The 16,215-nt window shown below is 45.5% G+C and carries 11 protein-coding genes; 3 read left to right on the top strand and 8 right to left on the bottom strand.

Annotated elements, in window-relative coordinates:
• Window positions 1-7: 7 nt before the first annotated feature.
• The 5 genes from ACJ751_RS02620 to ACJ751_RS02600 all read right to left on the bottom strand — a co-directional run bounded on the left by ACJ751_RS02620 (window position 8) and on the right by ACJ751_RS02600 (window position 7,788).
• On the bottom strand, window positions 8-1,582 hold the full coding sequence (locus tag ACJ751_RS02620) for a RagB/SusD family nutrient uptake outer membrane protein (protein WP_407743822.1): 1,575 nt from the start codon (window positions 1,580-1,582) through the stop codon (window positions 8-10).
• A gap of 30 nt (window positions 1,583-1,612) precedes the next feature.
• Window positions 1,613-5,125, bottom strand: coding sequence for a SusC/RagA family TonB-linked outer membrane protein (locus ACJ751_RS02615; RefSeq protein WP_407743821.1), 3,513 nt, complete (start codon window positions 5,123-5,125; stop codon window positions 1,613-1,615).
• A 249-nt stretch (window positions 5,126-5,374) separates the two neighbouring features.
• Window positions 5,375-6,532 carry a FecR family protein gene (locus ACJ751_RS02610; RefSeq protein WP_407743820.1) on the bottom strand — a complete coding sequence of 386 codons (1,158 nt, stop codon included), beginning with the start codon at window positions 6,530-6,532 and terminating at the stop codon, window positions 5,375-5,377.
• An 81-nt stretch (window positions 6,533-6,613) separates the two neighbouring features.
• The gene (locus ACJ751_RS02605; RefSeq protein ID WP_407743819.1) at window positions 6,614-7,219 is read right to left on the bottom strand and encodes an RNA polymerase sigma factor; all 606 of its coding nucleotides are present in this window, start codon (window positions 7,217-7,219) and stop codon (window positions 6,614-6,616) included.
• Between the two features lie 113 nt (window positions 7,220-7,332).
• A complete protein-coding gene (locus tag ACJ751_RS02600; RefSeq protein WP_407743818.1) occupies window positions 7,333-7,788 on the bottom strand; it encodes a DUF5991 domain-containing protein in 456 nt (151 codons plus the stop codon).
• 434 nt (window positions 7,789-8,222) lie between these two features.
• Here ACJ751_RS02600 and ACJ751_RS02595 point away from each other — a divergent pair, with 434 nt between their 5' ends.
• On the top strand, window positions 8,223-11,252 hold the full coding sequence (locus ACJ751_RS02595; RefSeq protein WP_407743817.1) for a SusC/RagA family TonB-linked outer membrane protein: 3,030 nt from the start codon (window positions 8,223-8,225) through the stop codon (window positions 11,250-11,252).
• 119 nt (window positions 11,253-11,371) lie between these two features.
• Complete coding sequence (locus tag ACJ751_RS02590) at window positions 11,372-12,841, top strand: RagB/SusD family nutrient uptake outer membrane protein (protein WP_407743816.1); 1,470 nt, start codon at window positions 11,372-11,374, stop codon at window positions 12,839-12,841.
• 124 nt (window positions 12,842-12,965) lie between these two features.
• Here ACJ751_RS02590 and ACJ751_RS02585 read toward each other — a convergent pair whose 3' ends face one another.
• Window positions 12,966-13,667 carry a pirin family protein gene (locus tag ACJ751_RS02585; RefSeq protein ID WP_407743815.1) on the bottom strand — a complete coding sequence of 234 codons (702 nt, stop codon included), beginning with the start codon at window positions 13,665-13,667 and terminating at the stop codon, window positions 12,966-12,968.
• A 15-nt stretch (window positions 13,668-13,682) separates the two neighbouring features.
• A complete protein-coding gene (locus ACJ751_RS02580; protein ID WP_407743814.1) occupies window positions 13,683-14,420 on the bottom strand; it encodes an intradiol ring-cleavage dioxygenase in 738 nt (245 codons plus the stop codon).
• Between the two features lie 144 nt (window positions 14,421-14,564).
• Here ACJ751_RS02580 and ACJ751_RS02575 point away from each other — a divergent pair, with 144 nt between their 5' ends.
• Window positions 14,565-15,419, top strand: coding sequence for an MBL fold metallo-hydrolase (locus ACJ751_RS02575; RefSeq protein WP_407743813.1), 855 nt, complete (start codon window positions 14,565-14,567; stop codon window positions 15,417-15,419).
• Between the two features lie 577 nt (window positions 15,420-15,996).
• On the opposite strand, the gene ACJ751_RS02570 is transcribed toward ACJ751_RS02575, so the two are convergent.
• Window positions 15,997-16,215 (bottom strand): PDDEXK nuclease domain-containing protein (locus ACJ751_RS02570; protein WP_407743812.1); only part of this gene is annotated, 219 nt, incomplete at its 5' end.

Raw genomic sequence — 16,215 nt, 5'->3', positions numbered from 1 at the left:
TTTGTGTTTAATAATAAGGTACCGGTACTTCTGACAGTTTGGGATCGATGTCTATTTCAGATTGAGGTACCGGAAACAACAGCATGTTGGCTGTAACCGATATTTTATTGGAAACAACGGCGCCATCGCCACACCAGCCCTCGAACATGCCTCTTTCTGTTTTGCTTAGTCTTTGTAAAGCTTTATCCTGGGGCAGGCGAAGGATATCGTACCAGTACTGGCCTTCAAAGGCAAACTCCAGTCTTCTTTCCCGCAACAGGTCATCGGCTGTAATGTTATTTACCGGAATACCGCCTAAACCGGCACGGGTTCTTACCCGTAAAAACTGGGCAATGGCGATGGGATCATTGGTTGAGGTGCTGTTACCCATAACCGCTTCTACATACGTGAGCAATACATCGGCATAGCGGATCATATACGTGTTAATACCGGTTGACATACCATAGGCGCCGCCGGTGGCTGCATTATCTTCATAATTACCTACCACGTATTTTTTTACATTGGCGCCGGTTTTTGATTTACAGGAGGGATAAGTATAGCCGCCTCTTATCTGCAATAGTTCGGGGTAGTAATCATTGGCGCGCATATAGGTGGGCTTTCTGCGCAGATCACCTGCAATGGAATCGCGTTGCAGATCGATGCTGGGTTTAAAGCTGCCCCATCCGTCAGTTGAACCCGTGAGTTCCTGGCCGTAAGGAGCGCAATACGCCTGGGTAACATTGCCGGTGCCGTAGGCGCCGTCGGCGCCACTGGCTGTCCATTGCAGGGCCCATATAGATTCCTTGTTATTGTTGTTACGGGTATAGAACAGGTCTTCAAATTTATCCCTTAACCCATACCCATAGGTACTTTCATTGCTGATCAACTCCCAGGCCCTGGCTTTGGCATTGGCAAAATCATCTATGGTGAGGTATACTTTTGCCAGCAAAGCTTTGGCGGCGCCTGCAGATACGCGGCCGGGTGCAGCGCCTTTGGCAGGTAATTTAGTCTCCGCCTGCTTAAGATCGTTGATGATGAATTTGTAAACATCCGATACGATATGCCGGGGCAACTGGTAATTCCCCATAAAATTGTTGGTATCTGTTACAATGGGTACCGCGCCATAATTTCTTACCAGGTAAAAATAGGCGGCTGCCCGCATGAAATAACATTCACCCATAGCGGTATTAACGGTGGCGGCATCAAGACTCACTGCATTGGGATTATTGGCCAGGTTCATCATAATGCCATTGGCCTGCCCTACCACGCTGTACAGCGATGCCCATCCCTTGTACAGGTACTCGTTCGACTGTGTTACATTCATGTTCTGGAACTGCACCATGGCGGCATTGGCATCGCCGGTGGAGTTGCCGGAGTACACATCGCCAATGCTCATACTGTAAGTACAGTTAAAATTAAACCAGGCCGCGCCATACATGGACGCAGTGGCAGCCTGCACTTCTGCAGGCGTTTTAAAATAAGTAGCCGTGGTATATTGCCCTTTCGGTGTTCCGTCGAAGAAAGATTTTTTACAGGCAACCATAGCCGATACTGCCAGGGTTATTCCCAGTACACCTATAATATTTTTACAATTTGGCTTCATCGTTATACTATTTTGACTAGTTCAGGATATTTAAAACTCAACGTTTATACCGCCGGTAATTGTTCGTGGAACCGGGTAACGGCCCAGGTCGATACCGTTCAGGAATACATTTCCATTTACCGGCCCCACTTCAGGATCGTAACCTGAATAGTGCGTCAACGTGTGCAGGTTCTGGATAGAAACATACGCCCTGATCCTTGAAATGGCTTTCAGGTGGCGGTGCATTAACGCCGTAAAGTTGTAACCCAGCGTTATATTCTGGATGCGCAGGTAAGAGCCATCTTCAATAAACCGGTTGCTGATGCCTGCGTTCTCATTAGGATCGCCATTGGCATAACGGGGCATGGAAGTGTTGTTGTTCTCATACGTCCAGCGGTCTTTTACCGTGGCCATTTGATTGCCTGCCGTGGCCGACATGCCCTCGCCCCATACGCGGGTATAGTTGAAAATATCGTTGCCATAAGTCCCCGTAAGGAATATGGAGGCGTCGAAATTTGCATAGGAGACATTGTTGGTAAAACCAAAGGTAAATTTAGGGTTGGGGTTCCCGATTATCACGCGGTCGTCGCCATCTATAGCGCCGCTTTTATCCTGGTCCCTGAACTGAATATCGCCCAGATAAGTGCCGTTCTTGGCGTTTCTGTCGTTACCGGCCCGAATGGCAGCCCCGTTCAACTGGTCAATGTACTGGAACAGGCCAACCGTTTCATACCCATAAAATAAACCTACGGGTTGTCCTACTACGGTTTTGGTGATCGGCGGGTTACCATTCACCGACAGGGTTTGTATAATGTTACTGGTCTGGCTGTTCAGTTCTTTTACCGTATTGCGGTAATGGGAGAAGATCAATGTGCTCTTCCAATCTACTTTTGCCTGTTTGCCGGAATGGTACACCACCGAGATGTCGTAGCCTTTGTTTTGCATTTTACCATAGTTCACATAAGGCGCGGATATTCCCATTGTACCGCTGTTGGGGATACCGATACCTGTAAATGCCGGGTAAGTGGCGGAGAACAGGAATTTATCGGAAAGCTTGTTGTACAGATCAACGGTAACATCAAACCGTTGCGCAATGCCCACATCGATACCCAGATTGGCTTGCCGCTGGTTTTCCCAGGTTACATCGGGGTTGGCATAGTTACTGATGTATTGCCCCAACCCGCTGCCAAATGCCGATGAGTTGATGAACACCGGGCTAAGGGCTGAACCGTATACATAAACGGGCACATTCTGATTACCTATTCCTCCATACCCCACCCTGAACTTCAGATGGTTGATAGCTGTAAATGATCTGAAAAATCCTTCATTGGAAACTGTCCAGGAAGCTGAGATGCCCGGAAACCAACCTACCTGTTTACCGGGTGCAAATTTGCTGGTGCGGTCCCTTCTTATATTAGCGGTAAATGAATACCGGTTATCGAATGAATAAATGATGCGGCTGAAGTAGGATTCCTGCGTGCTTTGTCCCAGGCTTTGGGTGGCGCTGGCTGTTGACGGATCGCCCAGGTTCAATGAATACAGGTCGTTTGAAACAAATTTAGACCGCGAAGAAGTTATGCTGTTCGATTCAAACTTCTGAGATTCCTGGCCGGCCATTATTGTAATATCGTGTTCTTTAATTCTTTTTTGCCAGGTAAATACATTGCGCCAGTTCCAGAAAGTGGTTTTATTGGTTTGTACTTTATAACTGTTGAGGTTGTTGATACTACGGCCCCAGACAAAGGTAGGCATCCAGGCATCACTGTTGTTCCAGTTCAGGTCACTGCCGAAATCAGAACGGAAGGTAAAGTCTTTCAGGAAGGTCGTTTGCACGTACAGGTTGCTTTGCAGTTTGTTTTTTGTCAGCAACGTGTGCCAGGTGGTGGCCTGCGCTACAGGGTTACCGCCGCTCATGGCGCCCAAACCGGTAATATCGCTTGGCCCGCCATAAGTACCATCTACGTTTGTTACCGGCACATCGGGCGATTGCTGAATGGCCATGGCGATCACATTCCCGTAATTGTTATTGGAGTTATTGGTTAAGGTGATTGTTTGACCGGTGCTGCTATAACTTCCATTTACGCCCAGTTTTAACCAGGGCTTTACCTGGTTATCGAGGTTAATGCGGATTGTTTTACGTTTTAACCCTGAGCCAATGATGGTTCCTTCCTGGTTGAAATAGTTACCGGAGATATAATAGGTAGTACCTGCTTTACCACCCGATAATGCCAGCTGGTAGTTTTGAATGGCGGCAGATTTAAAGATCTCCCGTTGCCAGTCGGTACCCCTGCCCAGCAGATCGATATTGGCGAATTGCGGCTGTCGTTCCGTGCCGGTGAAATCGGCAATGCTGTTCTTATAAGCGGCATAGCCTTTCAGGTCCATCAGATCGAGGTACTTAGTGATGTTTGCTACGCCATAGTAACCATCGAAAGTTATTTTGCCATCGCCGGCTTTTCCTTTTTTGGTGGTGATAATGATTACGCCATTGGCGCCACGATTACCATAGATAGAAGTAGCGGAAGCATCTTTTAAGATGTCTACCGATAAAATGTCGTTGGGGTTTAAAAAGGATAGGGCGCTCATGTTAGATTCCCCATCGCCTACAAATGAGATGGCGTCTTTGTTATTGTTCGCTTCCAGGGGAACACCATCTATAACATATAAGGGCTCAGTTCCGCCAAAGGTGGAAATACCGCGAATTTTTACAGATACGCCGCCACCGGGCGCGCCGGAGTTTTGGGTTACTGTAACACCCGAAGCCTTGCCCTGCAGCATTTGATCTATACCGGTTTGCGGCAGGTTCTTCAGGTCTTCGGCTTTTATGGAAACAATGGAACTGTTTACGTCTTTCCGTTTTTGGGTACCATAACCGATCACCACCACATCATCCAGGTTCACCACCTGTGCTTTCATAATGATGAGGAAGCGGGTCTCTTTACCTATCACTATTTCCTGTTTTTCATAGCCTATGGCAGAAATGATCAATGTTTTATCTTCATCAGCTGTGTTTAATTCAAATATACCATCCTTGTTGGTGGTAGTACCCCGATTGGAGCCTTTTACCTGGATGTTGGCGCTTACCACGGGAATCCCTTCTTCAGTTACTATCTTGCCGGTGAGCTTGCCGGGCAGTATGGCCGGCATTGCCTCATAACCGGTATTGGGTTCGAAGGCATTGCCATCGCTGCCGGATAAAGCTCCGGCAGTTGCGATGGTGTTTAAAAAGATGTATCCGTTTTTGTCTACTTCAAAACTGATGTGCAATGGAGTAAGCACCAGTGAAAGAAAATCTGACAGCGGTTTTTCCTTTACGCTGATGGTAATGCGGCGATCAGATTGAATGATCTCCCGGCTGTAAAGGAATTTGGCGCCCGTCATTTTACTTACCTCTTTCAGTACCGATCTCAATTCCTTATTCGATACCGAAATGGTTACGTTTTTGGCCAGGATCTCCTGGCCTGTGGTGACTTTGGCAAGGCTACAAAACGAGCTCAGCAGCAACAATATCGGGATGGCAGATAGTTTCATAATGGCAGTCACTAATGAAAAATAATTTTTCATAAATTGCAATCCTTGGTTTTAATAATAATTGAAATCAACAGCCTGTATCCTACTGTGCAAAAAGCAGATACAGGTAACAACCGGAAGCCTGTAATGGGCCAACATTACAAGCTTTCGCCCCCCGCCCTTCGCCAGCTGGCGGAGAGTCGGGGGATTTTTTTGAAAGCAAGTGGCAAGTGAATCGTTCGTTACAACATATTACAGTTAGTTTTGGTTACTTAATCAATTCACAGTTTTCTGTTTGCCCTCCTATCGTTTACATCCATTTGTATTTATTATCACCGTACCATCTATCACTTCATAAGTTGCATTGATGATCTTACAAATGATGCGCAGCTTTTCATAGAACGGTTCATTGCCTAATGAAGCTGAAATGGTGCAGGTTTTCAGTACTTCTTCATCGATCATTATGGGTACGCCATAAGCGGTCTGTAACCGGCTGAATACATCAGCAGCCGGGGTATCGTCAAAGTCAAAACTGTAGGTTGTCTGGCTGGCGATCACCGGTTTTTCTACCAGCGATTTATTCATTTGTTCATGGGGAATATCGTACACTACCTGTTGGTTGGGGGTCACTACCATCCCTTTTAAGGAGGCAGAACCGGCATCGGTACTGGTGAAATTCTCCCGTTTAAAAACCGATACCTTTCCTGTTTTTACCACTACACTGGCCGTTTCGGCACTGCTCATGGCTTTTACATAAAAGCTGGTGCCCAATACTTTGGTAACTATTGTTTGGGTATATACGATGAAAGGACGTTGGGGATTACGGGTTATATTAAAGAAAGCATTGCCTTCCAGGTACACTTCTCTTTTGCCAGATGAAAAATTGGCCGCATAGGTAAGCCGGCTGTTCTTTTCCAGCACCACTTCACTTCCATCTGACAATACAATGTGTTGCTCACCATCTGAATTGTTATTGTACTCAAAGCTTTTATGCTTTGTCTCCTTCATAAAGGCTTTATAAGCATTGGCGGGCAATGGTCCTGGTTTGTTGTTAAAATACCAGTAAACACCAGCGATCATTAACAACGAAGCGGCAATGCCCACCAGGTACCGGGTACGGGAAAAAGGGATACCTTTCGAACCTTGCTCCTTACCATCGTCCGTACAGGTCTCCAGGTATCCGGGTTCTTCATCATTGTACATTTCCGGGCTAAGGGATAACAGCCTCTGTTGAATAAGATCGGCTTCCCTGTTTATTTCGTGGTTTGTAAGTTGGTCGTTGTTTTCGGTAAGTGTTTCAATAATAGCCTTGGCGGCCGCCACCCACTCGAGTCGCGCCGGATTTTGCTCTATCCACTGGCTCCAGAAAACGGCGGCGGCTTCATCTTTTTCAATGATCCATTTTCTGAACAATTCATTGGCCAGTAAGTCATCTATGCTGTTGATATCCGGATTTTTCATCTGGTTGTATACTCCCTGTAAACCCAATACACTGCGATGAAAAAAAGCTACTGTACTTTTTTAAAGTTTTTTTTGAGAATATTACAACTGGCTAAGTACCAATAATAAAATAATGGATAATGCCATGGTTGGTTTAAAATAAGCGCCGGTATGCTGACGCAATTTATTGAGCGCGTCGTTGAGGAGGTTGTAAACCGATTGACGGTTTAGTTGCATGATGTCGGCAATGTCGACGGCACTGGCGTTGAGGTAGAAGCGTAAATAAATGATCTCCTGTTGCCGTTTGGAGAGTTGCAGGATGCATTCTTTTATCCTGTTGGCCAACGCTGCTTTTTGTTCCTGTTGAATAAGCTGGTCGTCGGGGGTAGCATTGGCGTCTTTGAATTCGATAAAACTGAGGTCTTCGGTTGAACCGGTTTTTGTGATCGCCCTTCCCAGGCGGCGCCTCAAGGCTTTCATGAGATAATGTTCTACCGAAGTGGTTTCGTTAATTGTATTCCGTTTATGCCACAGGTACAGGAACAGATCCTGGATGCAATCCTTTACCAGGGCCGCATCGCGGGTAAATTTACAACCATATTGATACAGTAAATTGTAATGCCGTTTTACGATGGCATCGAGTGCGAGGTGATCGCCGGGCATAAATTGTTTCCACAGTTCTTCACTGGTAAAATCCACGTATCTCATTATGGCAGCTGTCGTTGGTTGGGTTAAATAGGCTACATATGTCCTACACTAAAGTAGGAAAAGATCTTTATTAATGTAAACGGTTACAGCGCTATTTTTTTTAACCGTGGCTGTTAGAGATCGTCCTGTTTTCTTTTTTTCAATCGATCAAAACAAATGCCTTTCATCGCCGGAAACTCTACCAGCATGGGTTGCAGTCGTTTCCAGTCAGTAATTAGATTGTTGCCGTCTTTACTCAGGCTGAACAACACTTCGCCGGGTTTGAAATCCTGTGAGCCATCGAGGTATTTATTATAAGTTACATCTACCCTTGAAGAATCGCCTGATAAAGTAGTGAGTAGTTTTATATAAGTAGTTAACCCGGTAATTTCCAATGTGCCCCAGCAGGTATCGTTTTGTTGTGAAACAGATAACTCCCACTCCATGATCTTGTTGATGCCGGTAGCAGTAGGCACCGGTAATTCGTGATAGGAATAATCGCCCACCCAGTTTGTACAGTGACCAAATGAATTACTCTTTGAACAGGAGTACAGCGTGAACAATAATAGTAATACAAATAAACTTTTCATAAGGTATAAGCCATATTCAAACTATGGTTACTGGTTACAGGTTTCGGGTTACAGGGTGACTACGCTTGCAAGCATGAAGCCTGACATTTTCTGTATCAAAGGTTATCGATCGGGGTATTGCTTATTTCGATGGTTATGGGCGAGGTATATTACAAATGCCGATAAATTATAATAGAAGCATTGTGCCGTAATGCGTGGCAATTTCACAATTTATCCGATACACAAGAGTGCTTTTTCGCTGTTGTGGATAAAATGGCAGCTCAGCAGACTGATAAGTTCGATTTTCAGTAACTGGCTCAATAATCAATTTATAGTGTACATATTACAATAATTAACTGGCTGTACGGAAACGTTTCCGTAAATAATATCAAACAGTTACATCAAAAAGCTCATATTTATTGTCTTGCTATTAAACCCATTTTAAAACGATTGTTATGCCTACAGCCAAACTAACTTTGGTTGCGTTGGTAATGTGTTGGTGTACTGTTGCTTTTGCCCAAAACAAACAGTTTACCGGAAGAGTTACCAATCCGCAACAAGCTCCCCTGGCAGGGGTCACTGTTCAGATCAAGAATAGTAAAGTAACTTCTGCTACTGCCTCAGATGGCAGTTTCTCCATCTCAGCACCAGGCGATAAAGTAACATTGGTATTTTCCTCCGTTGGTTTTGAAAAGAAAGAAATGCTGGCCACCGCCGGCGTACCGGTTGAGCTGCAGTTAAAAGAAGAAGCGCAAGGCCTGTCGGATGTGATTGTAGTTGGGTATGGCACCCAACGAAAAGCCGAGTTAACTGGTTCCGTATCTTCCATCAGAAATGAAAAGCTGCGCGAAATGCCTGTAGTGAGCGTTGAACAGGCTGTTTCGGGCCGCCTGGCTGGTGTACAGGTACAGCAAACTTCCGGACAGCCGGGAGCCGGCATCAGCGTTCGGGTACGTGGCGTATCGTCTATTGCAGGCGGTAATGAGCCGCTGTACGTTATTGATGGTTTACCGCAGTTTAATGACGATGTACGGGGCGCTAACGGATTGGCCACCATCAATCCATCTGATATTGAATCCATCGAAGTATTGAAAGATGCTTCTGCTACGGCTATTTATGGTTCACGCGGCGCCAATGGGGTGGTTATGGTCACCACGCGTTCGGGCCGGGCCGGACAACCACGGGTTGTTTTTGAAAGCTCAGCCGGTATACAGAAAGTGCGTAAAAAACTGGAGCTGATGAATGCTGATGAGTATGTTGATTTTTCCAAACGGTATTATATCAATTCAAGCCAGGCAGTGCCTACTGACCTCACCGCATATACGCCGGGCGTTAATACCGACTGGCAGGATGAGGTATTCCGCACTGCCTTGCTGAGCAACAACAACCTGAGCGTTTCCGGCGGCAACGACAAAACGCGGTATTTTATTTCTACTGGTTATACCAAACAGCAAGGTATCGTTCGCAACAGCGGTTATCAACGCGGTTCGCTGCGTTTGAATATCGACAGCAAGGTGAGTGATATTTTTTCCATTCAATCCCGGATGACCGTTTCCCGCGCCAGACAAAATGGCTTCTCCCCTTCTGTTGGTGACAACACCCGCAATTTTGGTAAATCGGGTATTGGTTCTGTGATGCGCGCCATCAGTACTGTACCGGTAAAAAATCCTGATGGCACCTATACGGATGTTACGCCTTTCAGCTTTAATGGTATCGATGCCGAGAACCCCGTGGCTATGGCCGATGAAGTGCTCGATCAAAATACCACCACCCGTTTTCAGGGCGGTGTTGATTTCAAAACGGTGATCATAAAAGGCCTTACCAATACCACGCGGTTATCGGGCGACTTTTATCACATCCGCCGCGATCTGTATTTCCCCCGCATCTTACCACGTTTAGGAAATAATATCGGTTCGGCTGAACTGGGTAACTATGATAAAACGTCATTACTGGCTGAAGACTTTTTAGAATACAAATACAATCTTACGCCTGACTCGTACATTGAAGCCATTGGTGGGGTGTCTTACCAAAAAGAACGGCTTAATACCATCGATCTGGCCGCATCCGGTTTTGGAACTGACCAATTGAAGAATTACAACTTCAGTTCAGCCAGTTCCATCAGCAAACCACTTACGAACGTAGTGGAAAATTCTATTGTCAGCGCCTTTGCCCGGGTACGGTTGAATTTGAAAGAAAAATACATGTTCGCTGCCAGTATTCGCCGCGATGGAGCCTCGGTATTTGCCGAAAATAATAAATACGGGGTGTTCCCGTCGGTCTCTGCCGCCTGGCGGATATCGGAAGAAGCTTTTCTGAAGGATGCTACCTGGCTATCGAGTCTGAAACTGCGGGCCAGCTGGGGACAGGCGGGTAACCCTGCCATCAAACCCTATCAATCATTGCTGCTCGGACAAACAGTGAATACCGGTCAGGGGGCCGGAACCGGTTTGTCGGTTGGCCTGGCGCCTACTTTTCCCAATCCGAATTTGAAATGGGAAACTACTTCCCAAACCGATGTCGGTTTTGACGCTGGTATCCTGCAGGAAAGGTTTCGCCTCACCTTCGACTATTATGTAAAAACAACGTCCGATCTGTTGGCGCTGGTACAGCTGCCACCGAGTGCCGGTGTAGGCGCAGGTATTGGTTCAGGGCCAGGACAGATCATCGATAACGTAGGTGAAGTGCAGAACAAGGGCTGGGAATTTACCGTTGGTACAAACATTCTGACTAACAGCGACTGGACGATAGCCATCGATGTAAACCTGTCGCACAATAAGAATAAGGTTACCAAAACAAAAGACGGGAAAGACATTCCTACTATAGCCGGCGGCAACGATGCATCCGGTTCCAACAGCATTATCCGGCCGGGCCAGCCGCTCTCCGCCTTTTTCGGACCCAAATACATTGGCATGGATAAAGACGGGGTTCCTTTGTATGAGAACCTGAATGGTGATAAAGACGCCACTGGCCGCGACCTCATCAATGCATTGGATAACCAGATCATTGGCAGCCCCTACCCCGATCTGTATTACGGCATCAATCCAACGATCCGGTATAAACGTTTTACGCTGTCTTCCGTATGGGCCGGTGTAAGTGGTGGTCGCATCAATAATGCCGGCTTATTCGACCTGACCACACCATCACCCGTAGGACAATACAATAAGCTGAAGGCGGTGAATGATTTTTATCCCACCCCCAGCCTTACCGTCAGCAACTATCATTTTCGCAGCGACCGGTATATGGAAAACGGGTCATTTTTCCGGTTACGCAACATCCGGCTCGATTACAATATAGACCTGAAAAGTAAAGCCATTAAAAACCTGAATGTGTATGTGAGCGCCCAGAACCTGCTCACCATCACCGATTATACAGGATATGATCCGGAAGTGAACAGCTTTAACGGCAACGACCGCCGTCAGGGTGTTGACCTGGGTGCTTATCCTGCTGCCAAGACGTATAACCTGGGTTTTGGAATTACATTCTGATCGTGAATGGCCAATGGTGAATGGTGAAAGGTCAAAACAGACTGTATTCCTGTAACCCCGCAAAGCGGGGCAAGCTCTGCAACCTGAACAGAATCTTTAAATTACAATTGCACTGTTTTATGAAAAGTAAAATATTATATATATTTCTCACTATAGCCTTGCTTTCCAGTTGTGATAAACTACTGGACGAAAAGCCAAAGGCCACAGCTACGCTGGGGGCGCTCGATCCCACTACGCTCGATCAAACCATTATCGGGGTGTATGAACCATTGACCCGCAGCCGTGGCCGGTTATGGGAATCAACGGCCGGTTTGGGTTTGGAACTGATGAGTGAATATGCCGATGGCGGATCGAGCCAGGTAAACTGGAGTAATTACAATAACATCATGAACCTGCCCAACAACTTTGCCCAGTCCTGGACAACCTTGTATGAAGCCATTGGCCGGGCCAATTCGCTTATTGATAATTTAAACCGGAATACCACGCTAAGCGATGCGGTGAAAATGAAAGCCTATGGAGAAGCTTATTTTATCCGCGGCTATTGTTATTATTTTGCCGTTCGCGTGTGGGGTAAAGTACCATTGCGATTGAGTCCCATCGTGAATGCCAATGATGTGGGACTGGCCCTGTCACCGGTTAACGTTATTTATGATTCTGTGATCAAGGATATGAAATTTGCAGAAACTGCCTTGCCCAATACCACCGGTTCACCCGGACGGGCTACTGCAGGCGCTGCCAAAACTGCCCTGGCTGATATTTATTTAACCTTAGGCCAGTTTCAAAATGCCCGTGACAAAGCCAAAGAAGTGCTGGATAACAAAACTACCTATGGCTATGACCTGGAACCTTCATTGGCTACCGTTTATTCTCCTACGTTAGCCACCAATAAAGAAGATGTATTTTCCCTGAAGTTCTCCCAGATCGTTGACAAGGGCGCATTCATGGCATCTTATTGGGCCGATTCAAAAGCAAAATTAGCCGGTTACTCTGTAAGTGGTAATAAATTTGGCGGGATCATTTCCATAGCGCCACTTATTAAAGGCTGGGATGACAATGACCTGCGCAAGAAATTCAGTTTGTACGACAAGTATGTGATCAATGGGGTGGTTACAGCCGCTGAAGTAGAAAAAGATATTTATGATCTGCGAATGGGCAAGTATAAAGATCCTGATGCGCCTATTGATACTGGTAATGGCAATGACTTTTATTTATATCGTTTTGCCGATGTGCTGTTGATCTTTGCCGAAGCGGACAATAAAGTGAATGGACCCACTGCCGCCGCTTACGACGCTATAAACCAGGTGCGTCGCCGGGCGTATGGTTTACCAACCAATACACCCAATGCTATAGCCGATCTGCCAGGTGGTTTAAGTCAGACCGCGTTTGATGATATGGTATTCCGTGAAAGAGGGTATGAATTTATTGGCGAATGCAAACGCTGGTTCGATATGGTACGCACCAATCGCGTAGCACAAACGATCAATGGCGTTAATTCTGTGATCAAATTCCCTAACCGCAAACCGGTGCCTACAAAAACAGTGTTTGGTTTGCCTGATGTGGAATTGCAGAATAATCCTTTGGCTAATTAGTTCTCAGTTACCGGTTATTACAAGTGATGCTTGAGAGTGTTTAAGCGAATGTTTCAGGTTGCAGGTTACAGGGGTTGGTCTATAATTAAAAGCTAACTCCCTGTAACCTGGAACTTGTAACCTTTTACTTTAGTAATGGGATTTCCATAACCAATAAAATAGCCTCATTAGAAAGCGCCTCCCACTCCACTTCCGGGGCTTCCCACAGGGCTAATCCGTCACGCGGATGCAACAGGCGGTATTGCACTTCAAAGGCGCCCTGAATTACAAATACAAACAATCCGTTTTGCGGGTTACTGAGTTTGTAAACCGATTCCTCCCGTCCATTGTATTTACCGATGCCAAATTTATAATGTGGATGATTGACTGGTACAGGCACCAGTTGATTCGTATTATTAACGATATCGAATAAAGTTACTTGTGGCGCATTATCCATTTCACACCCCGACGAATAAAACCAGATCTGTAAAAAGTTCACCAGTTCATCGGGGTACGGGTTGCCTATTTGAAAGGTGGCGCCTGTAGGCGTAGTAAATAACTGGCATTCCCCGGCAGAAATATAGTTGACATGCCCGGTGTTATCTGTATAAGTAATGGTGCCCACCACCGGTATCAGCACTATTACAGAATCGGCTTCAACGGTCATGGAGATGCTTTTGCCACCGGCCAGCGTATCATCGTTCAGCACATACAATGGCCCGAACGGAAGCTTATGTTCCTGCTGGAACTTACCGAAGTTAAATGTGTTGAAACTCCGGAACCAGTCTGTTTCATGATGGCCGCGCTCTTCAGCCAGGAATATTTTTCCCTTGTTCTGTTGTACCATGCGTTGCTGGTTTTGTTAAGCTGCCACATTAATCGTATGTGTAAGCGTATAGCCGCCCGACAAACTGCCTGTCACCGTTGATAATTCAGTACCTGCACTGTCATCGCTGAAAACGTTGTCTTTGGCATTATAGGTATAGCCACTCATTCCCTTTGTATAACCATAAGTAGTGCCACCACTGCCGTTTACGGTGGCTACCGCACTGTCGCTGCCTTCGGGGAAGGAGATCTGTGTAACCAGTAAAGAAGTACCTGCAGCATTATAAATGTGAACATGAATATGGGTGGCCCGGCCTGAATACCAGCCGGGAAAGATGGAGGTAAATGTTACCAGGCCATTTGAATCAGTAGTTTGCCGGCCGCGTAAAAAGTGAACCGAGGTGTAATTGGTCGATTGCATACCGGTACCACCGTACTCGGAGTAATTGCCATCCTTATCACAATGCCAAATGTCGACCAGGGCGCCGCTCAATGCATTACAACTGTTGTTTTTGTTCCTGATAGTAATTTTAATGGTGAATGCAACACCGGTCCTGTCACCTGTAATATCTGATCTTACCAGCGCGCCGGGCGAATTGGTTGGAAATGGCCCTTCGGTTTCAGTGGGTGATACCGTGCAGGATCCGGTATCGGTTCCGGAAGTAGTGTCGCCATTAGTGGCATCGGTTACTTTTTTACAGGCATTAGCCAGGGGGGCAATAATAGCCAGCCCAAGGGCGGCTAAGCCATTTTTCAGAAAATGTTTTCTTTCCATACTTTTTTGATTTGGTTGTGGAGCGTTATTGCTTGTATGACCGGATCTATTTGTAAAGTTTAACCCTTATTCCTGCCTGAAGGGCGGTTCCTCGGTGAAAATGGAAATTGTGTCGATGAATTATGCCCTATATTTGCACCCACCATGTCGCTGTATATTGCATCGCTGAATTCCGGAAGTAATGGAAACTGTTATTATGTAGGCAACGGCCAGGAAGCCATCCTGGTAGATGCGGGCATCTCCTGCCGCGAAACCGAACGACGCATGGCCCGCATAGGATTATCGATGCAAACAGTAAAAGCCATTTTTGTTTCACACGAACATACAGATCACATCAGCGGTATCCCGGTTCTTGCCAAAAAATACGGGCTCCCGGTATATATTACCGATGCCACTTTGTACCACGGCAACATTGATATAAAACGGGAACAGGTAATTGCATTCAAACCGTATGAACCTGTACAGATCGGCGACCTTGCCATTCAGGCTTTTCCTAAATTTCATGATGCCGCCGAACCGCATAGTTTTATCGTAAATGGCAACAACGTGAACATTGGCATCTTCACCGACATCGGTTCACCCTGCGATCATTTGACGCTGCATTTCAAGCATTGTCATGCCGCTTTCCTGGAAGCGAATTACGATGAAGAAATGCTGGAGAAAGGAAGTTATCCCCGGCATTTAAAGAACCGAATTCGTGGTGGCCACGGACATCTTTCCAACAAACAGGCGCTGGAAGTTTTTACCAAACACCGGCCTTCCTATATGAGCCATCTCTTTCTCGCCCACCTGTCAAGAGATAATAACTCGCCCCAACTGGTACAACAATTATTCAATGATCATGCCGGCAATACACAGATCATTGTTGCCTCCCGCTTTGAAGAAACGGCCGTTTATCATGTGCAGGCAGAACATACTACAGCGTCCATTTCCCTCCCTAAAAAGGACGAGTCGCCTTTACGGATAAAGCCTTCGTATACGCAATTGCGTTTATGGTAGGTGGGAAGGCTATAGCCGTTTTATAAGAACATGGAAGTGAATGTATTTGTTATTAAAAGAAAAAATAATTAGCTTTATGATAATGGAAAAAGCAAAAAATTGGCAACATTTTATTTCCCTTCTCTCTGCGATACTTTAAGTATCTTACAAACACAGTCCAACAAAAAAATAGTAAATTGCTTGAAATTGATTCCATGTCGAAATCGAATAATACGAAGAATAGTAGCAATACTAATAGTAGTAATTCGCAAACGAATAATTCAACAAATACAACTTCAAGGTTACCAGGGGTAAATAATAACAATGTAATTCAATCATCTCCCGACCTCGTAAAGGAAAATTCTTACAATATAAAAAAGAAATAATTTAACAATGCCCCTCCGCAACAGGCAGCTATCCCTCTTTTTATCCTCAATTGCGTTCACTGGATTTAATTATTCTCTTCTTGTTCATCAGCATGCTTTATGCTGTTTCCTCAATCATTAAAATATAAGACCATAAATGATATTTCTGGCATTATCATTTATTGGCTCTGGAATAATGGTTAACGCAAAGCGGGGTATATCTCACCATTCGCCTATTTTTGAATTTTATCCTGTTCTTTCTCAATAATATTTTTTAGCTGTTCTTCGCTAGGCAAATTGATGAGGTATTTCGAAACGAAAACTTTTTGTGACAAACCAGAAGTAGCATATTTTACTAATGTTTCATTCTTCCCGGCACAAAGTATAACACCAATAGGTGGATTATCATTTTCATGCGTTTCATTTTCTTTATAGTAATTCAGGTAAACATT

This window comes from Niastella sp. (assembly GCF_045805085.1).
Classification (GTDB): Bacteria; Bacteroidota; Bacteroidia; order Chitinophagales; family Chitinophagaceae; genus Niastella.
This window is presented reverse-complemented; position numbering and strand designations above follow the sequence as displayed.

Bases quoted from the DNA above. Each gene is read 5' to 3' on its own strand.
- ACJ751_RS02600 (WP_407743818.1), bottom strand. From the start codon at position 7,788: ATGAAAAGTTTATTTGTATTACTATTATTGTTCACGCTGTACTCCTGT.
- ACJ751_RS02605 (WP_407743819.1), bottom strand. From the start codon at position 7,219: ATGAGATACGTGGATTTTACCAGTGAAGAACTGTGGAAACAATTTATG.
- ACJ751_RS02590 (WP_407743816.1), top strand. From the start codon at position 11,372: ATGAAAAGTAAAATATTATATATATTTCTCACTATAGCCTTGCTTTCC.
- ACJ751_RS02620 (WP_407743822.1), bottom strand. From the start codon at position 1,582: ATGAAGCCAAATTGTAAAAATATTATAGGTGTACTGGGAATAACCCTG.
- ACJ751_RS02595 (WP_407743817.1), top strand. From the start codon at position 8,223: ATGCCTACAGCCAAACTAACTTTGGTTGCGTTGGTAATGTGTTGGTGT.
- ACJ751_RS02580 (WP_407743814.1), bottom strand. From the start codon at position 14,420: ATGGAAAGAAAACATTTTCTGAAAAATGGCTTAGCCGCCCTTGGGCTG.
- ACJ751_RS02575 (WP_407743813.1), top strand. From the start codon at position 14,565: ATGTCGCTGTATATTGCATCGCTGAATTCCGGAAGTAATGGAAACTGT.
- ACJ751_RS02615 (WP_407743821.1), bottom strand. From the start codon at position 5,125: ATGAAAAATTATTTTTCATTAGTGACTGCCATTATGAAACTATCTGCC.
- ACJ751_RS02610 (WP_407743820.1), bottom strand. From the start codon at position 6,532: ATGAAAAATCCGGATATCAACAGCATAGATGACTTACTGGCCAATGAA.
- ACJ751_RS02585 (WP_407743815.1), bottom strand. From the start codon at position 13,667: ATGGTACAACAGAACAAGGGAAAAATATTCCTGGCTGAAGAGCGCGGC.